At 30.3% G+C, this 18,168-nt stretch carries 18 protein-coding genes, 1 pseudogene and 1 riboswitch; of the genes and pseudogenes, 18 read left to right on the top strand and 1 reads right to left on the bottom strand.

Features of this window, described 5'->3' with window-relative positions:
* Positions 1-167: 167 nt before the first annotated feature.
* The 16 genes and pseudogenes from RYO54_RS05550 to RYO54_RS05475 all read left to right on the top strand — a co-directional run bounded on the left by RYO54_RS05550 (position 168) and on the right by RYO54_RS05475 (position 15,104).
* Positions 168-464, top strand: coding sequence for a hypothetical protein (locus RYO54_RS05550; RefSeq protein WP_315116523.1), 297 nt, complete (start codon positions 168-170; stop codon positions 462-464).
* Between the two features lie 129 nt (positions 465-593).
* A riboswitch (cobalamin riboswitch) is annotated at positions 594-773 on the top strand.
* A gap of 148 nt (positions 774-921) precedes the next feature.
* Positions 922-1,929, top strand: a complete 1,008-nt coding sequence (locus tag RYO54_RS05545; RefSeq protein WP_315116521.1) for an ABC transporter substrate-binding protein — start codon at positions 922-924, stop codon at positions 1,927-1,929.
* A 14-nt stretch (positions 1,930-1,943) separates the two neighbouring features.
* Positions 1,944-3,038: an iron ABC transporter permease gene (locus RYO54_RS05540; RefSeq protein ID WP_315116519.1), complete on the top strand. Its 1,095-nt coding sequence runs from the start codon at positions 1,944-1,946 to the stop codon at positions 3,036-3,038.
* Position 3,039: 1 nt separating this feature from the next.
* Entirely contained in the window at positions 3,040-3,798 is a 759-nt protein-coding gene (locus RYO54_RS05535) for an ABC transporter ATP-binding protein (protein ID WP_315116517.1), read from the top strand.
* Between the two features lie 171 nt (positions 3,799-3,969).
* On the top strand, positions 3,970-4,755 hold the full coding sequence (locus tag RYO54_RS05530; RefSeq protein WP_315116515.1) for a TraX family protein: 786 nt from the start codon (positions 3,970-3,972) through the stop codon (positions 4,753-4,755).
* A gap of 93 nt (positions 4,756-4,848) precedes the next feature.
* On the top strand, positions 4,849-5,934 hold the full coding sequence (locus RYO54_RS05525) for a VanZ family protein (protein WP_315116513.1): 1,086 nt from the start codon (positions 4,849-4,851) through the stop codon (positions 5,932-5,934).
* A 12-nt stretch (positions 5,935-5,946) separates the two neighbouring features.
* Positions 5,947-6,201 (top strand): annotated as a pseudogene (locus RYO54_RS05520) (sensor histidine kinase); the annotation flags it as partial.
* Between the two features lie 110 nt (positions 6,202-6,311).
* On the top strand, positions 6,312-6,890 hold the full coding sequence (rpsD, locus tag RYO54_RS05515) for a 30S ribosomal protein S4 (RefSeq protein ID WP_315116511.1): 579 nt from the start codon (positions 6,312-6,314) through the stop codon (positions 6,888-6,890).
* A gap of 162 nt (positions 6,891-7,052) precedes the next feature.
* Positions 7,053-8,723 carry a 2-oxoacid:acceptor oxidoreductase subunit alpha gene (locus RYO54_RS05510; RefSeq protein ID WP_315116509.1) on the top strand — a complete coding sequence of 557 codons (1,671 nt, stop codon included), beginning with the start codon at positions 7,053-7,055 and terminating at the stop codon, positions 8,721-8,723.
* Positions 8,723-9,571 carry a 2-oxoacid:ferredoxin oxidoreductase subunit beta gene (locus tag RYO54_RS05505; protein WP_315116507.1) on the top strand — a complete coding sequence of 283 codons (849 nt, stop codon included), beginning with the start codon at positions 8,723-8,725 and terminating at the stop codon, positions 9,569-9,571. Before RYO54_RS05510 ends, RYO54_RS05505 begins: the two co-directional genes overlap by 1 nt.
* A gap of 275 nt (positions 9,572-9,846) precedes the next feature.
* A complete protein-coding gene (locus RYO54_RS05500; RefSeq protein ID WP_315116503.1) occupies positions 9,847-10,866 on the top strand; it encodes a hypothetical protein in 1,020 nt (339 codons plus the stop codon).
* Positions 10,867-10,883: 17 nt separating this feature from the next.
* A complete protein-coding gene (locus tag RYO54_RS05495; RefSeq protein WP_315116501.1) occupies positions 10,884-11,771 on the top strand; it encodes an ABC transporter ATP-binding protein in 888 nt (295 codons plus the stop codon).
* Positions 11,772-11,774: 3 nt separating this feature from the next.
* Positions 11,775-12,539 carry a hypothetical protein gene (locus tag RYO54_RS05490; RefSeq protein ID WP_315116499.1) on the top strand — a complete coding sequence of 255 codons (765 nt, stop codon included), beginning with the start codon at positions 11,775-11,777 and terminating at the stop codon, positions 12,537-12,539.
* 59 nt (positions 12,540-12,598) lie between these two features.
* Positions 12,599-12,802 (top strand): hypothetical protein, encoded by a 204-nt coding sequence (locus RYO54_RS05485; RefSeq protein WP_315116497.1) that lies wholly within the window; start codon positions 12,599-12,601, stop codon positions 12,800-12,802.
* A 170-nt stretch (positions 12,803-12,972) separates the two neighbouring features.
* Positions 12,973-13,689, top strand: coding sequence for a response regulator transcription factor (locus tag RYO54_RS05480; RefSeq protein ID WP_315116495.1), 717 nt, complete (start codon positions 12,973-12,975; stop codon positions 13,687-13,689).
* Positions 13,690-13,691: 2 nt separating this feature from the next.
* Entirely contained in the window at positions 13,692-15,104 is a 1,413-nt protein-coding gene (locus RYO54_RS05475) for a HAMP domain-containing sensor histidine kinase (RefSeq protein WP_315116494.1), read from the top strand.
* Between the two features lie 55 nt (positions 15,105-15,159).
* On the opposite strand, the gene RYO54_RS05470 is transcribed toward RYO54_RS05475, so the two are convergent.
* A complete protein-coding gene (locus RYO54_RS05470) occupies positions 15,160-16,104 on the bottom strand; it encodes a DMT family transporter (protein WP_315116492.1) in 945 nt (314 codons plus the stop codon).
* A 273-nt stretch (positions 16,105-16,377) separates the two neighbouring features.
* On the opposite strand from RYO54_RS05470, the gene RYO54_RS05465 reads away from it, so the two are divergent.
* Entirely contained in the window at positions 16,378-17,067 is a 690-nt protein-coding gene (locus tag RYO54_RS05465; protein ID WP_315116490.1) for a response regulator transcription factor, read from the top strand.
* Positions 17,064-18,122 carry a HAMP domain-containing sensor histidine kinase gene (locus tag RYO54_RS05460; protein WP_315116488.1) on the top strand — a complete coding sequence of 353 codons (1,059 nt, stop codon included), beginning with the start codon at positions 17,064-17,066 and terminating at the stop codon, positions 18,120-18,122. The genes RYO54_RS05465 and RYO54_RS05460 overlap by 4 nt, the downstream gene beginning before the upstream one ends.
* The last annotated feature ends 46 nt before the right edge of the window (positions 18,123-18,168 follow it).

The following is an 18,168-nucleotide window of genomic DNA, read 5'->3' as shown; positions in this document are numbered from 1 at the left end:
GTTATACACAGCATAAGAACTCTAAATCGCTGAAGCTCAAGAGTTCTAATATCTCCCACTTGTAGAAAAGCAGAGAACTAAAATCTTTGATTTTATGTGAATCGCTTTCACAGAGTGCGATGGGAGTATTACGGATGCTAGTCATCGGATAAATGGGAGGTAAAAAAATGATTAGGAATATAAGAACATATTTATCTAAGTTTTTGATTTGTTTAATTGCTTTGCCAGTGCTTAGTGTACTCTCACTTGGATTATGGATTTCTACTGGTTTATCAATTATTGCAGGAATATTAAGGACTTTTGGTTTTGAAATAATGATGGGTTTAGGAGAGTTTGGACAAGTGCCACAAATTCTTAGTTTGCCATTTGCCATGGTTTTTAGTGCAATGTTTTTAATCGGAGCTTTTTATAGTTGGAAGTTATTTAAAAAGTCCTATGAATTTATAAAAATAGGACATAAATAATAAAAACATTATTACAAAGAATTATTTAATGCACATAAAGAAGTTTTAAAGATCTAACGATTAAGGGGTTTTTTATTGGCATATTTAGGTTGACATATTTATAATGTATGATATACTTTCTTAGTAAAATTAAATAACTTAGTTCAAGGTTCTATTGAGATTAAAAGGGAAATCGGTGTAAGTCCGATGCAGTCCCGCTACTGTAAAGAAGAGGGCTTTTATTATGTTCCACTGTGTGAAATACATGGGAAGGATTTAAAAGCACAATGATTCTGAGCCAGGAGACCTGCCTGAACAACTTTACCCATTATAACCTACGAGGAATAGGAAAGGGAGTGCATAATATTATATTAAGAAGTTTTCAAATTCTTAAAAACAAATTATAGGCATATTCTTATTCCAAATAGAATATGCTTTTTTTATTTCGCTGAATTTTAATACAAAGGAGAAGTTGATTATGCTAAAAAGATTGAATAAAAAATTAATGTTGCTTATTATGAGTCTAACTGTGGCAACTACTGTAGTTGCTTGTGGAAAATCTGAAAAGACCGATGGAGAAAAAATTGATAGCTCTAATGGGACAAAGCAAGAAATATCCATAAAGGCATATGACCAAGATAAAAATGAGATAACCTTATCCTTTAAAGAATCTCCTAAAAGGGCTATAACATTAAATCAGTCGCCAACAGAGATGATGTTAGGCTTAGGATTAGGGGACAAGATGGTAGGAACGGCATACTTAGATGATGAAATATTACCTCAGTATAAAGAAGCTTATGATAAAATTCCAGTATTATCAAAAACCTATGCATCCTTAGAGGCAGTGCTAGAAAAAAATCCTGATATATTAATAGGATGGCCAAGCAATTTTGATGAAAAGCATTTGGGCACAGTTACAGAACTTCAGAGCAAAGGCATGAAAGTTTACATACCTAAATCCACACTAAAAGGTGAAAAAAAGATTGAAGATGTATATGAAGATATTTTAAATTTATCAAAAATATTTGAAGCAGAAGAAAATGGACAGAAGCTAGTTGGGGAAATGAAAGATAAAATAGGTAAGGTTCAAGAAAAGATAAAAGGTAAAGAACCTTTAAAAGTAGCAGTTATCGACTCAATAGCAGATACTAAATCACTTGCTACTTGTGGTAATTTAACTTTAGAAGATAAACTTATAACTCTAGCTGGAGGAAAAAATATATTTGGCGATATAGATAAGAGCTATACTGATGTGAGTTTTGAAGAATTAATAGCAAGAAACCCAGATGTATTAGTAGTTAATTACTTTATGGGAAGCAATTTAAGTGTAGACAAGATAAAGAACAATCCAATGCTTAAAGACCTTGATGCAGTGAAAAACGATAGAATAGTTCTTGTTCCACTAACAGAAATGATGGGTGGAGTAAGGAATGCAGATGGAGTAGAAAGATTAGCAAAAGGATTTTATCCAGAAATATTTAAATAAAAAAGGAGTCTAATATGCCTGTAAAGATAACAAAAGAGAGCAGTACTTCATCAATATTGGAATCCATAAGAAAAAATAAAATTGTATTTTGGGGAGTGCTTATTGCACTTAGCATAGTTTTAATAGCTTCTATAGCTCTAAGTGTAACCCTTGGATCCGTTAAAATAGATGTAGGAGAGGTTTATAAAATAATTATAAATAATCTATTTAATATCAATGAAGAGTCAGGGTCAGGTCCCTTATATGAGATTATATGGAACATAAGATTACCTAGGGTGCTATTAGGAGCTGTAGTTGGAGCTGGTCTTTCCATAGTTGGAGTGGCAATGCAAGCTCTAGTAAAAAATCCACTTGCAGATCCTTATATATTAGGAGTTTCTTCTGGAGCTTCTGTAGGGGCCACAATGGTTATATTGTTTGGGAGCCTTGCATTGATGGGGGATCATTCTTTGAAATTGGCAGCTTTTATAGGAGCCTTAATATCTTCTATCTGTGTATATGCAGTATCTAATGTAGGAGGAGGCATAACTCCTACTAAATTAATATTATCAGGTACGGCTATATCAGCTATATGTTCATCTTTAACCAGCTTTATAATTTTTAACTCGAAGAATGAACAAGGGATTAAAGCGGTGATGTTTTGGCTTATGGGAAGTCTTGCTGGTGCGAGATGGGAAAATTTAAAGCTTCCGTTTATAGTGCTAGTTTTATGTTTAATAATACTATTATTTATGCATAGAATTTTAAACATAATGCTTATGGGTGATACTTCTGCCGTAATACTTGGGGTAAATATTAAACATGGCAGAAAAGTAATATTGGTTATAACTTCACTTCTCACAGGTACTTTAGTGTCTACAGCAGGGTCTGTAGGATTTATCGGACTTATGGTACCTCATGTAAGTAGAGGGTTAGTTGGTTCTGACCATAAAAAAGTTTTACCTGTAAGTGCACTGCTTGGAGCTATATTTACCTTATGGGCAGATGTAATTGCTAGAACTTTAGTAGCACCAGAAGAGATGCCCATAGGAATAATAACATCTATATGTGGAGCACCATTTTTCTTGTTTTTAATGTGTAAAGGCTCCTATTCCTTTGGAGGGAATTGATATGAATTTAAGAACGGAGAATATATGTGTAAATATAGATAAAAAATCTATAGTAAATAATTTTTCTGTAGATATAAAGGAAAAAGAGTTTGTAGGAATTGTGGGACCTAATGGCTGTGGGAAATCCACATTTTTAAAAACCATATATAGAAACATATCTCCTAATGATGGAGCTATATTTTTAAATGAAAAAGATATTAAGAAAATGTCCATAAAGGATACTGCAAAACAAATGGCTGCTCTTCCACAAGAATCACCTATCAGCTTTGATTTTAAAGTTGAGGAAATAGTAATGATGGGAAGAGCTCCCCATAAAACACTTTTTCAAACTGATAGTAAAGAAGATATAGACATAGTAATAAATTCTTTAAAAAAAGTAGGTATGGATAAAGCTTGGGGTAAAAGTTTTTTTAACCTCTCTGGTGGGGAAAAACAAAGAGTGCTCATTGGAAGGGCATTAGCTCAAAATGCTAAATTTTTAGTTTTAGATGAACCTACAAATCATTTGGATATAAAATATCAATTTCAAATAATGGATATAATAAAATCTTTAGATCTTACAGTATTTGCTGCATTACACGATTTGAATATTGCTGCGAAGTATTGTGATAAGATATATGTAATTAAAGAAGGAAATGTGTTTTGCTGTGGTACTCCAGAGGAAGTGTTAAAACCTGATGTGTTAAAAGAAGTATTTGGAGTAGAATCAGAAGTTGCAATCCATCCTAGAACGGGAAAAATTAATATAGTTTATCTTTAAGGGTAATAATTTCAATGAAATTAAAGAGGCTCTCTTAAGTAAAAGAGAAGCCTCTTTAATTAATTTATTAAAATATAAATAAGTTAAGGTTTATTTAATATTAAAGTTATCATCAGTTAAGTTTGCCTCCTTATAATTAAAGTGAAATCATAATTAGAAGGAGGACAACAAATGAAAGAAAGAGGACTTACAGGATTTCAATTAAAAATAACAGGACTATTACTTATGATATTTGATCACATTCATGAATTTTTTAATTTTTCAGGAAATATTCCTGTGGCTTTTAAGTGGGTGGGAAGAATAGTAGCACCTATATTTATATTTATGACAGTAGAAGGATATACACATACTCGAAGTAAAAAAAAGTACATGCTTAGATTATATTTAGCATCAGTTCTAATGAATATAGGAAATTACTTAATTCCTAAGTATTTTGAAAGAACAGATTCTTTTGCATTAATGAATAATATATTTGCTACTTTATTTGTAATTACTGTGTATCTATGCATTATAGATTTCATGACAAAGGCAATAAAAGAAAAAAATGCAATGAAAATATTTTTAAGTGTAGTATTATTTATATTACCTGTAGCTTTATCAATATTTTTTATGATGAATGTGGAAACTTTAATATATTTGATTTTTCTTATCCCAACACCTATTTTTGTTGAGGGTGGTCCAATATTTGTGCTTATAGGAATAGTAATGTATTTGCTAAGAGGGGATAGGAAAAAATTATTAATAGCATATATAATAATGTGTTTAGCTATTGCATTTACAGGAGACATTAGTATTAAAGGATTATTCTTTAATAATTACCAATGGATGATGGTTTTTGCAGCGCCACTATTCTACTTATATAATGGGGAAAAAGGAAAGGGAATGAAATATTTATTTTACTTATTCTATCCAGCTCATATATATATTTTCTACATTATATCATGCTATATAATGTAGAAATAAATTAGCTTGTTACAATACAAAAATAATACATTTATGTATTATTTTTGCGTTATTTAAATTGTTGAAAATAGTTAGGAGGATTTTTTTATGCAATCATACTTGATACCTATAAGAGCTGCGTTTATTACATTTCCATTTATAGCTTTACTTTTTACTTTTCCTTTTGCAATATATCAATATAAAAAGTATGGATATATAAACAAATTTAGAATTTTTATTTTATACTCTTTTTTATTATATTTAATTACATCTTATTATTTGGTAATATTACCTTTACCACAAACAAGAGATATAAAAAGTTTACAAAGACCAGGCACTCGGCACTACAACTTAATTCCTTTTAGTTTTATTCGGGACATATTTAATGAGACAAAAATAGTTCTAAATAACCCTTCTACCTACAAATATCTTTTAACTGAAAGAGCTTTTTTACAGGCAGCTTTTAATGGAATTTTACTTACTCCATTGGGGATTTATTTGAGATACTATTTTAAAACTGATTTGAAAAGAACTTTAACTATTACTTTTTTAGTTTCACTATTTTTTGAAATAACACAGATTACTGGATTGTTTGGTATTTATAATGCTCCTTATAGAATTTTCGATGTTGATGATTTATTTTTAAATACTCTTGGTGGTTATATTGGATATTTACTAACTCCAATGTTTACATTTTTTCTCCCAAATGCAAATGAAATTGATAATAACGTAAACTTTGAAGAAATGAGAGTAAGCTATTTTAGAAGAATTTTAGCATTTTTAATAGATATGTTTATAATTGGTTTAATTCCAAATATAGAAGAAAGCATTATTCTTGAAGGAGCAGTATATTTTATATACTTTATTTTAATTGTTTATTTTACTAATGGTAAAACAGTTGGTAAGTGGCTTACAAGTACAAGAGTGAAAGGACAAGAAAATAAGTTGAAGTTTAAAGAAGCATTCGCAAGATATGGTATTTTGTATTTAGGAGTATTTACTTTTAATAAAATCTTATCTACTGTAGCTGAATTAAATCAAAATACTGAAATCGGTTATGCAATTGCTATTATAAGTATTATACAACTTGTGGTAATTTTACTAATTCTAGTTCATGGAGTACTTTGTGTCATTAAGAAAGATAGATTTTTTTATGAAAAAATTAGTAATACTCGAATTGTTGTATCAAAATAACTGATGCTCCCCAAAAATGTAGATATAGAAGTTGAAGTTGAGAAGAAAGATAGAATTCATATTTTCATAATAGATAACGGAAAGGGCATTAAAGAAGAACTAAAATTTATTTTTGAAAGATATTATAGGGTAACAAATACAGGAAAAAGACATAAAGGTTCAGGGCTTGGTATGGCTATAGCTAAGGACATTGTGGAAGCGCATGGGGGTATTATAAATATAGAAAGTAAATTTGGAGTGGGGACTAAAGTCCAAATAATTCTTTAAAATCCTCATGAGCAAAAAATAACATTTACAATTATATACTAAATTGATATAATATCAATAGGCTGACTGGCGAAAAATACCGCAATTTTTTTATTTAGGAGGAGTAAGAATTGGCAAGACCAATGGGTCCTAGATTCAAAATTGCAAGACGTCTAGGTGTAAATGTATTTAACCATCCAAAGGCCTTAAAAAGAGGCGTTAAAAATCAAAAGCTATCTGAGTATGGCAAACAGCTTCAAGAGAAGCAAAAACTTAAAGGGTATTATGGAATCCTAGAAAAACAATTCAGAAGATATGTACATGAAGCTCTTAATGCAAGAGAAAATTCCGGTGGAATATTAGTTCAAAATCTTGAAAGAAGATTAGATAACCTAGTTTATAGACTTGGATTCGGTTCGACTCTTAGACAGGCACGCCAAATGGTAGTTCATGGTCATATATTAGTTAATGACAAAAAAATAGACATTCCTTCATACAGAGTTAATATAGGGGATTCTATTACCCTAAGGGAAAAATCGAGAAAAAATGAATTGTTTATTGAAAATTTCCAATCCACTTCTTTAAGTATAGATTATTTAGAAAAGGATATTGAAAACTTCTTAGGAAAGTTAGTTAAAAAGCCTTCAAGAGAAGCGGTACCTATAGATGTAATTGATTCGAGAATAATCGAATTTTATTCAAAGAATTAAGTTTGCTTGAGAGAGCCATTTTAAAATAGAAGCTAAATTCTATTTTAAGATGGGTCTTTTTTTATTCAATTAATCATAAAATGAGAAAGGGAAAGAATTTGCAAATATATAATTCTTTCCTTTGTGCGTTATAAGCATATATTTTATAAGGAGGGATGGATCATGGACTATAGTATATTAGTAGGCGGTGCAGCAGGGCAAGGTATGGATACTTTCTCAAAATTATTAGATAAAACATTAAAGCGCTGCGGATTTTACGTATTTACTAATAATGATTTCATGTCTAGGGTGAGAGGGGGACATAATTTTACTCAAATAAGATTTTCAGATGGACCAATATACTCTCACAGCTCAAAAGTAGATATTATATTTGCTTTAAATGAGGAAACTTTAAGCACCCATAATGGGAGGCTTAAAGAAGGCGGCATAGTAATTGCAGATATAGAAGTGGCAAAAGAAGAAGACATAATACATTTACCATTAACCCATAGGGCAAAAGAGCTAAAAAATACTAAAGTTTATCCAACGGTAGGATTAGGAGCAATACTTAAATACCTTGGACTTCCAATAGATATAAGTAAAGAAGTTATAAGAGATAAACTAAATGAAAAGGTAACTGATATAAATATTAAAGCTTTGGAATTAGGATACGAACTGACAGAGGTAAAATACAATTTAAAAGTTTTTAAGGATGAAAATATTTTAATTGATGGAAATGAAGCAGTGGCGCTAGGAGCAATAGCTGCGGGGTGTAAATTTTACTGTGGTTACCCTATGACTCCTTCTACTGGGGTGTTAAGTTACATTGCATCTAAAAGTGAGGAAATGGGCATTGCTGTAGATCAAGTAGAAGATGAAGTAGCTGCTTTAAATATGGCGCTAGGTGCTTCCTATGCTGGAGTAAGGGCTATGACTGGTTCTTCAGGAGGAGGATTTTCTCTAATGGTAGAAGCCTTAAGCTTAGCAGGAATAATAGAAACGCCAGTAGTTGTAATAAATGTACAAAGACCAGGACCAGCCACAGGACTTCCAACCAGGACAGAACAATCAGATCTTAGATTCTTAATACATGCAGGTCATGGGGAATTCCCTAGAATGGTAATTGCAGTGAGAAATGTAGAAGATGCATTTTACCAAACGGCAAGAGCCTTTAATATGGCAGAAAAATACCAAATCCCTGTACTTTTAATGAGCGATCAATATCTTTCAGATAGCATGTCAACGGTTAAACCCTTTGATTTTAAAAAGGTTACTATAGAGAGGCATATTGCCAGTGAAAATGACATAGGTGAAGGGGAATATAAAAGGTATAAATACAGTGAAAGTGGAATTTCTCCAAGATTAATTCCAGGGCAAATAAAGGGTCAAGTGGTTCTCGTAGATAGTGATGAACATGATGAGTATGGAAATATTACCGAAGATGCTGAAGTTAGAAAAAACATGGTAGATAAGAGAATGAGAAAGCTAGGGGGATTAAAAAAAGAACTTCTTGAGCCATGGGGGTTAGGACAAGAAAGAGCTGAAAACTTAATAGTATGCTGGGGCTCTACCTATGGTGCAGTAAAGGAAGCTATAGAAAGATTAGAAAAAGAAGGAATATCTATAGGGGCTTTAGTCTACGGAGATATTTGGCCTTTCCCAACTAAAAAGTTATTAGAAGGAAGAAAATATGCTAAAAAGATAATAGATATTGAGCAAAATGCCACAGCTCAATTGGATAGCTTAATAAGAGAAGAAGCATTGTTCAAATGTACCCATAAGATATTAAAATATGATGGACGTGCCTTCAGTGGTGATGAAATTTACCATAGATTAAAAGAGGAGGTGTTATAATGAATTGTGAATACAAGCTTAAAGAAGCTGCTTGGTGTCCTGGTTGTGGAAACTTTATGATAAGGGAAGCGTTAAAGCAGGCCCTTGAAGAATTAAATTTAGAATGCAGCAAGGTAGTTTTAGTTTCTGGAATAGGTCAGGCTGCAAAAATGCCTCACTTCATAAGAATAAATGGCTTTAACGGTCTTCACGGAAGGGCTCTCCCTCCAGCCATAGGAATAAAAATGGCAAATAAGGATTTAAAGGTGATAGTAGAATCAGGAGATGGCGACACCTACGGAGAAGGAGGCAACCACTTTATTCACGCTATAAGAAGAAATATAGATATAGCTCATTTTGTACACAACAATCAAATTTATGGTTTAACTAAAGGACAAGGTTCCCCAACTACAGCTACAGGGCAAATTACTACACTACAATTTGATGGTGTAAAAAACAAACCACTTGAGCCTTTAGCTCTATCCTTAACAATGGGCGCGGGTTTTGTAGCTAGAGGATTCTCAGGAGATATCCCTCACTTAGTAAAGATTATGAAAGAGGCAATAAAGTTTAAAGGATATGCTCATGTGGATATACTTCAACCCTGTGTTGTTTGGAATAAAGTAAATACATTTGCTTGGTATAAAAAGAGGGTTTATCATATTGATGAAAATTATGATTACACTAATAAGGAAGAAGCATTTAAAAAAGCTAGGGAGTTTGGAGATAAAATACCTATTGGTATAATATACAAGGTTGAAAAAGAAACCTATGAAGATAAGTTCCCAGCTATAAAAAATGGTCCTCCTCTAGTTTATAGAGAGATTAACCCAATGGATTCGGAAAAGCTTATTGGAGAATTTATATAATAATGAAAGCAGAGTGATTATGAAGTGCACCCCAAATGTTAGACGCTTATAGCATTTGGAGGTGCACTTTTTTATTTAGAAAAGCGATGATTTATTTACCTTAGTGAAAAATACAAAGGTAGAGGGATTTTAAATCTACCTTTGCTATTTTTTTAGCATGAACAAACAACAGGAAATTTAAAATTGTAAGCTTTAGTTAAGGTTCATGTTATCAAGAGTTAAGTATGAAGGGTTAAAATATTTTTGTAGTCAAGAGAAGACAGGAGGAAGAAATAATGATTACCTGGGAAATTAAAAAAATATTTAAATCAAAAAGTGGAATAATTGCTTTAATAATATTTTTTATCCTTTCTACATCTATGGTATTTATAAAACCACAATTAGAAGGGGTGAGTGATTATAAAAGTGAAAATTATCAATCCATGGAAGACAAAAGTAAAGATTCAATGACAGTTGAAGAGCAGTTTAATATGAAAGTTGAACTATTAAAAGAGTTTAGTAAAAATGAAGAAAAAGATGATGTTTCAAAAGAATTGAAAGAAATATCCAATAAAAAATTAGCTGCAATAAAGTTCAATGAATATAAGGATATTAAGTTTTGGAAGGTATTTAATCATAGAGCATCTCATCCATTTATGATCTTTATTATGCTTATCATCATAATAATTACTTTTTCTAACATATATACAGATGAGATTATATCAACTGTTGATAATTTAATTTTATCATCAAGAAATAAAAACAAAGTTTTGTACTCAAAATTGGCCTTAAGTATGGGGGTTCCCACAATTTTATATGCTGTGTATTTAGGGATACAATTTATAATCACCTATATACAATATGGAAAGCCCATAAATGGAGGATTGCAGGCCATAAGAATATTGGACAACCCATTATTACTTAAAGATGCCTATACAATATGGGGATTTATACTACTTAAAATAGGTATTATTCTTATAATTCTTATGACATTAGGAGTGTTAGCAAGCTTATTTTCATTCATTACTACAAATTCTATCCAATCTACAAGCGGCTTTTTAATCTTTATATTTTTAGGTAAAATAATGACTTTGATTAAATGGCTACCTAAAGAAATATTGTTGATACTTTCAAAAATTAATTATATAGACCTAGTATTTTATTTCAATGAATTTGCTGGAATGTATTCTGGAAGATTAAAATTATTTAATATGAGTTTAGATGTAACAAACTTATGCTTGGGGATTATTATAGCTACTTTATTTATGAGTATATTTTTATGTACAAGTATCTTTAGAAAATTTTTAACAAGATAAATTAGGAGGAGTTAATTATGAATAAACTTGAAATAAAAAAATTGACTAAAAGTTATGGAAAGAAAAACGCAAATAATAACATAACACTTACATTGGAAAATGGAGTATATGGACTTTTAGGTCCTAATGGAGCAGGAAAAACAACCTTAATGAAACAAATAGTTACATTGATTAAGCCTACAAGTGGAGAGATAATTTACAATGGCAAAAATATTTATAGCATAGAAGATAAATATAGAGGGGTTATAGGTTATTTACCACAAGAGTTTGGGGCTTATAAAAACTTTTCAGCTAAGAATTTTTTACAGTATGTAGCAGCTTTAAAAGGCATAGATAAAAAGGATGCAAATAAAAAGATAGACGAATTGTTAAATCTAGTTGGGTTATATGATGTAAGAAATAAGGCTGTTGGAAAGTTTTCAGGAGGAATGAAAAGAAGAGTGGGAATCGCTCAGGTGTTATTAAATGATCCTAAAATTATAATATTAGACGAGCCAACAGCAGGGTTAGATCCTCAAGAAAGAACAAGATTCAGAAATCTATTATCAGAGATATCCAAAGATAAGATAATAATACTTTCAACTCATATTATTTCCGACATAGAATCCATAGCAAAGGAAACCATTATGATAAAAAATGGTGAAATAATTATGAAGGGAAGCCATAGGGAAATTCTATCTGACATGAATGGAAAGGTATATAGAATAAGAACCAATGATGAAAATCAATTGGCAGAAATACAAAATAAATATAAGGTAGTAAATCTCCAAAGAGGAATAGACTTTACTGAGCTTAGAATTGTAAGCGATAAAGTCATATCCTATGCAAATGCAGAGGTTATAGAACCTAAATTTGAGGATGTATATATGTTTTATTTCGATTTAGAAAACACAAAGGAGGTATAATAAATGGGTACACTTATAAAATCAGAATTAAGAAAAATGCTGTTAAAAAAAAGTATTTTAATAACTTGGGTAGCATCATTATTGTTAGGATCTTTATTAATCCACAATGGCACTGTAAGTGATGTTTATGCAGATGTTTTTTATAAAAGCTACGGATATGCACCTATAATGGGGCTAGTTATGTTTATGATTTTGTCTGGCGCTTATACCTTAGAGTATAATTCCAATATGAGTGATCTAATAAACACTACAAAGAATGGAAAGAAAAAATTAGTTATAGCCAAGGGAATAGGAGCTGGTATAGCAACTTCTATAGTAAATCTATCTATGGTGATTACTATATATTTAGATGGGCTTAGGAAAGTAGATTTTAAAGGTTTGGATATGCCATTAAAAAATCTTTGGTACTTCAAAGGAATAAATTCAAATTTAAATGTACTGCAAATGATGATAATAGTGATTATTACAGTAATCATAGCTTCATTTTTCTTCTCACAGTTAGGTTTGTATTTATCATCCATAAGTAAATCTGCTTCTATGCCATTTATTTTTGGTGGTTTAATTATGGGAATACCATATATACTAGAACGTTTTTTACCTAGTAAACTTATTGTTATGACTCCATTATGGGGAATGATGTCTTCACAGTTAATAAAGTATAAAGCAAGTATAGGGATAATGGTAATTCAAGGGGTTATATTTATAGTAGGATGTTTAGTTTTCCCTAAACTCACATATGGTGCATTTACTAAAGAAAATAAAAGATAAACAGAAATTTTAGGTGGATAGATATTAGATAAATAACAAAAAAATTAAGAGGTGTGCTTATGACAAATACTTTATTTCTACTTAGTATAATAGTTTTATTTATTGGGTTTCTTTTTATAGGAATGAGCAGCGCATCCTATAGATGGAGAGCTTTTAGAAATAAACCAGCATGGGATGGAAATACTTTAGTTTTTCTAGCCATAGGACTTGTATTTTTTATAATGGGGTTAGCGTTGGTATATATCTTCTATCCATACAAATAATAAAGTTAAATAATAATTATTAGAAAAAGTAAAAAGTCAAAAAGAAGAACCAAATTTAAAAAATATTATTTGGTTCTTTTCTTGTAGTGTATAATTAATATTAGGATACAATTAATATGCAGTGGTTAGCTATAGATAAATAATAGAAAAAGCTGATAGGAGTGTTTAATATGGAAACGTCATTGAGCAAAAAAAAGATATTAATAATAGATGATGAAGAGGATATATTAAAGTTATTATCTATGGTGTTAAAAAAAGAAGGCTTTGAAAATATATATACAGCTGAGGAAGGAGAAAGTGGGTTTACCTTATTTAAAAGAGTTAATCCAGATATTATTCTTTTAGACATTATGCTGCCTGATGAGGAAGGATATGAGGTTTGTAAAAAAATTAGAAAAACCTCCAATGTGCCAATTTTATTTATATCAGCAAAAACTGAAGAAATTGATAGAGTACTAGGATTTGCATTGGGAGGAGATGATTATATAACAAAACCTTTTAGCACTAAGGAAGTAGCCTATAGAATAAAAGCTCATTTAAGAAGAAGTAATTATAATGAAGAAGAGGAAAATAGGAGTACTATATTGAATTTTGGACCTTTTCAAATTGATGAGGAAAAAATAGAAGTTAGAAAAAATGGAGAACTAATAGAATTGAAACCTAAAGAATATAAAATGTTTTTGCATATGGCAAAGCATCCTAATCAAATTATGAGTAAGGAAAAGTTGTGTAGTGAAGTTTGGGGAGAGGACTACATAGGCTTTGACAACACTATAATGGTACATATAAGAAGGTTAAGGGAAAAAATTGAAGAGGATCCATCTAATCCGAAGTATATTCTTAATGTAAAAGGTTTAGGATACAAGTTTGTTTTAAAGGATGAATAGATATGAATTGGAAAATAACAGGCAGGTTTATTATAACCGTAGTATCAGTTGCCATTATTGTAATACTTATTAATATTATTGGGGGAGCTATTCTTATATTTGATGGTGGGAGAAATAATATCGGCATAATAAATGGAATTAGTTATTCTTCACCAGAGGATTTCACAAGGGAATTTAAAGAGTATTTGATAGAGGATAAGGATAAAATATATATCCATAGTGATGGAGAAAAAATTTTAAAAGAAAAAGAAGCTTGGATACAAATTTTAGATGATGGGGGAAATGAAGTTTATAATTACGAAAAACCTGTGAAAGTTAAAGAGCACTATACCCCTGTAGAATTGATACATGCATATAAATACATTCTACCTGATAGTATGTCTACTATATTCGTAGGAGAAAAGAAACTTGGAAACAGAGATTATAGTTATATTATAGGATTTCCATCTGAAAGGATAAAGAGAAATGTTATTTCTTATGATACTTATAACTTAGGCAATAGTTTGAGAATTGGAATATATATAATTTTGCTTATTGATGCTCTTATAGCTTTATTATTTGGGTATTTATTTAGTAGAAGACTTACAAAACCATTAGTAAATATTATAAAGGACGTTAAAATCCTTTCAGAGGGAGAGTATAATTTAAAAAGAGAAGAAAAAGGAATTTATAAAGAAATTTATTATAATATAAATAATTTATCTTCAAAACTTAGAAGCAATGAAGAAGAAAGAAAAAAGTTAGATAAAATGAGGGAAGAATGGATATCAAATATTTCTCACGATATAAAAACACCATTAGTTTCAGTGAAAGGATATGCTGAGATTTTATCCAGTGAAGAATATGATTGTTCAAAAGAAGAAGTGAGAGAATACAGCAAAATAATAGAAGATAAGTCTAATTATATAAAAGACCTTATAGATGATTTAAATCTAAGTACCAGATTAAAGAATAAAGTTCTCGCTTTAAACTTAAAAAATACTAATATTGTAAGTTTAGCAAGGGGAGTTGTAATAGATATTTTGAATAATCCTCAAACTAGCAATGTGAATATTGATTTTTCAACCTCAAGGGAAGTTATTGAAAAGGATGTAGATGAAATATTAATAAAAAGAGTTATTACTAACATCTTATATAATTCTATAGTTCATAATGATGAAAATGTAGATATAGAAGTTAAAGTAGAGAAAAAAGATAGAATTCATATCTCTATAATGGATAATGGTAAGGGCATTAAAGGGGAAGATCTTAAGTATATTTTTGAAAGATACTATAGAGGGACAAATACAGGGAAAAGACATAAAGGTTCCGGACTTGGAATGGCTATAGCGAAGGATATCGTAGAAGCACATGATGGCATTATAAATATAGAAAGCGAGTTTGGAGTAGGAACTAAAATTGAAATAATTCTTTAAAATATATGAAAAAATTATTTAAAGGTGGCTAAGAAGGCCACCTTTAATCTTTTTATTAATCTTTTATTTTTTTATCTTCTATTTTTTCATCTAATATTTTTTTATCTAAAAAATTTGTTCCAATTATCCCAAGAAGAATCATGATCGCTCCAACAATATGAAAGTACTCTAATTTTTCATTTAAAAATATTACACCAGCCACCATGGTTATTAATGTGGAAAGATTGCTAAAAACACTCATCTTAGAGGCCTCTATTTTAGACAGTACATAGTTTGACAATAGTGATGTAATAAGTGAAGACAATACACCTAGATAAATTATTGAAACAACAAATAATGGGCTTGTGAAGGGTTTAAAGTAAAGCTTAAGAGTTCCCTTTAAAATGTGATTAATAAGGGACATAAGATTAAAAGATAAAAATCCTATAGCGGTCATTATATAAGTCAAGTCTATAAGGGTATATTTCCTTGTCATTTTTCTTGCTAGTACATTATAACTAGCAAAGGAAAGAGAAGATAAAAAAATGAATACTATTCCTATAAAAGCATTGCTTTTTAAATTTATCCCTTTCATAAAAAATATATAAACCACTCCTGCTACGGATAAAAGCAGTGATGCTTTCTGTAAGCCGCTGGAATGTTCCTTTAAAAAAACCGTTGCAAATATCATCGTAAAAATAGGAGTTGTTGCTTGAATGATTCCCGCTTCGGAAGAGGACACATGAACTAGTCCAAAAATTTGAAAAGCAAAAAACATAGCTGGATAAAAAAGTGCCAGAGGCAAAATATTAACTATATCCTTTTTACATATATCTAGTTTTATCCATCCTAATAAAACGGGAACAGAAGCAAAAATAAAGGAAATTGTAAAGCGGTGAGCAAGTGTATCAAGGGGTGAGGCTACAGTGAGAGTTAGTTTTACGAATAAAAATGAGAAGCCTATTATAAAGGCATACAGTATAGCGGCAAAGTAAGCCCTTTTTTTATGAGAAGTTTCCATTTTTATATTCCTCCTAGAGATAATATTTTAAACTTACTGTTATGTATACTTATATGTTAGTGGATTAGGAGATATTATACAATAATTAATAAACCTTACTTTTGAGTTATGGCATAAAAATTGTATGTTTTATAAAAAAGAAGGAAAAGTAAATATGAAATAGAAATAATTTATATAAGATAGCCTTGAGTAAAAAGCAAGCTTATCAGAGGATGGAGTAAGAAAATGCAATATATTATATAGTTAAAATGATAGAAAAGGAGATTTGATAATATGGGTAGGATTCTTGTAGTAGAAGACGATAAGATGCTCAATAATGGAATCTGTTTTAATTTGCAGGCAGATGGCTTTGAAACCATAGCTACTTTTTCTATAAAGGAAGCAGAAGAAGTTTTAAAGAAGACATCCATTGATATGGCCATATTAGATGTAAACCTTCCAGATGGAAGTGGCTTTGAATTATGTAAAAAAATTAGGGGAAATGAAGAGATAGGCATTATATTTCTTACAGCCTGTGATATGGAATTTGATGTAGTTACAGGTTTTAAATTAGGAGCTGATGATTACATAACCAAGCCATTTAGTTTGAGTATATTGAGAGAAAGGGTATTGGCTGTGTTTCGTCGTTATAAAAAAAGCAATAAAGTGTCAAACACCATGGTGATAGATGAATTGAAATTTGATTTTGATAAGATGACAGTTTCAAAAAACGGAGGCAATATTATTTTAACTCCAATAGAGTACAAGCTTTTGAACGCATTAGTAAAAGGAAGAGGGCAAGTTTTAACAAGGGGAGTTTTACTTGAGGCGTTGTGGGATAAGGAATGTGATTTTGTTGATGAACATACTTTAACAGTGAATATAAACAGGCTTAGAAGCAAAATAGAGGATGATCCATCTAAGCCTAAGTATGTTAAAACAGTTTATGGTATAGGTTATATGTGGACAGGTGATGAAAGATGAAAGCGATATCTACTAAAAAGATGTATATTGTCTTTGGAAGTATATTTTTAACACTTTCTACTTTGTTTTTACTACTGCTGTTTATAAATATAAGAAGCATTGTAGGTATGTATACTGAAATTACAGATAAAGCATATTCTTTTTTTATTATGGCAGCAATTTTTATTATATTATTATTGATGACATCAATATTATTTTTATGGTTCATGAGAGCTGAAGTTGTGAAATTTTCAGATAAGATGTGTAAGCTTATCGATGATGCAATATCAGAGAAACAGATGGTTTACTTTGAAACCAATAAGGAAAGTCTTATGTCAAAACTAGAAAATCGATTGAAGAAATTAATAGATATGATTAATCACCAAAGACAAAAAAATATGGATGATCAAAACAATGTTAAATCACTAATATCAGATATATCTCATCAAGTGAAAACCCCTATTGCAAATATATCTATGTATAATGCTACTTTGATGGAAAGAGAAGTAACAAAAGAACAAGAACAAAAGTTTTTGTACAATATGAAATTACAAATCTCAAAGCTTCAATGGCTTATGGAGGCACTTATTAAAATGTCTAGGCTTGAAACAGGTTTAATATGTCTAAATAAGACCACTTCAAAAATTGAAGAAACCATAGCTCAAGCTATAGGAGGCATATATTTAAAAGCGGAAGAAAAAAATATAGCTGTCACTATTGACTGCGATAGGAATATTCAATTATGTCATGATAAAAAATGGACCAGTGAAGCTATATTGAATATACTTGAAAATGCTGTGAAATATACTCAATGCGGGGGAACTATAAAAATTGAGGTAAAGGAATTTGAAATGTTTACAAGGATTGATGTTGAAGATAATGGCATGGGTATAGAAAAAGATGATATTAATAATATATTTAAACGATTTTATAGAGGAACGGAGACTTTAGATAAAGAAGGAGTAGGAGTGGGACTATATCTTGCAAGGGAAATTATAAGTAAACAAGGGGGATATATAAAAGTTAAATCCCAAAAAGAGATTGGATCAACATTTTCTATATTCCTACAAAATTGAAGTACCATAGCTTCAAAAGAGCTATGGTATTTTTATGTTACAAAAC

Origin of the sequence: uncultured Clostridium sp. (genome assembly GCF_963515715.1) — a bacterium.
Lineage (GTDB): Bacteria > Bacillota > Clostridia > Clostridiales > Clostridiaceae > Clostridium_AW.
This window is presented reverse-complemented; position numbering and strand designations above follow the sequence as displayed.

Excerpts from the sequence above, each read along its gene's own strand:
- RYO54_RS05495 (WP_315116501.1), top strand. The coding sequence starts at position 10,884 with ATGAATAAACTTGAAATAAAAAAATTGACTAAAAGTTATGGAAAGAAA.
- RYO54_RS05475 (WP_315116494.1), top strand. The coding sequence starts at position 13,692 with ATGAATTGGAAAATAACAGGCAGGTTTATTATAACCGTAGTATCAGTT.
- RYO54_RS05525 (WP_315116513.1), top strand. The coding sequence starts at position 4,849 with ATGCAATCATACTTGATACCTATAAGAGCTGCGTTTATTACATTTCCA.
- RYO54_RS05480 (WP_315116495.1), top strand. The coding sequence starts at position 12,973 with ATGGAAACGTCATTGAGCAAAAAAAAGATATTAATAATAGATGATGAA.
- RYO54_RS05500 (WP_315116503.1), top strand. The coding sequence starts at position 9,847 with ATGATTACCTGGGAAATTAAAAAAATATTTAAATCAAAAAGTGGAATA.
- RYO54_RS05470 (WP_315116492.1), bottom strand. The coding sequence starts at position 16,104 with ATGGAAACTTCTCATAAAAAAAGGGCTTACTTTGCCGCTATACTGTAT.
- RYO54_RS05465 (WP_315116490.1), top strand. The coding sequence starts at position 16,378 with ATGGGTAGGATTCTTGTAGTAGAAGACGATAAGATGCTCAATAATGGA.
- RYO54_RS05540 (WP_315116519.1), top strand. The coding sequence starts at position 1,944 with ATGCCTGTAAAGATAACAAAAGAGAGCAGTACTTCATCAATATTGGAA.
- RYO54_RS05485 (WP_315116497.1), top strand. The coding sequence starts at position 12,599 with ATGACAAATACTTTATTTCTACTTAGTATAATAGTTTTATTTATTGGG.
- RYO54_RS05545 (WP_315116521.1), top strand. The coding sequence starts at position 922 with ATGCTAAAAAGATTGAATAAAAAATTAATGTTGCTTATTATGAGTCTA.
- RYO54_RS05460 (WP_315116488.1), top strand. The coding sequence starts at position 17,064 with ATGAAAGCGATATCTACTAAAAAGATGTATATTGTCTTTGGAAGTATA.
- RYO54_RS05490 (WP_315116499.1), top strand. The coding sequence starts at position 11,775 with ATGGGTACACTTATAAAATCAGAATTAAGAAAAATGCTGTTAAAAAAA.
- RYO54_RS05550 (WP_315116523.1), top strand. The coding sequence starts at position 168 with ATGATTAGGAATATAAGAACATATTTATCTAAGTTTTTGATTTGTTTA.
- RYO54_RS05510 (WP_315116509.1), top strand. The coding sequence starts at position 7,053 with ATGGACTATAGTATATTAGTAGGCGGTGCAGCAGGGCAAGGTATGGAT.
- RYO54_RS05535 (WP_315116517.1), top strand. The coding sequence starts at position 3,040 with ATGAATTTAAGAACGGAGAATATATGTGTAAATATAGATAAAAAATCT.
- RYO54_RS05505 (WP_315116507.1), top strand. The coding sequence starts at position 8,723 with ATGAATTGTGAATACAAGCTTAAAGAAGCTGCTTGGTGTCCTGGTTGT.
- RYO54_RS05530 (WP_315116515.1), top strand. The coding sequence starts at position 3,970 with ATGAAAGAAAGAGGACTTACAGGATTTCAATTAAAAATAACAGGACTA.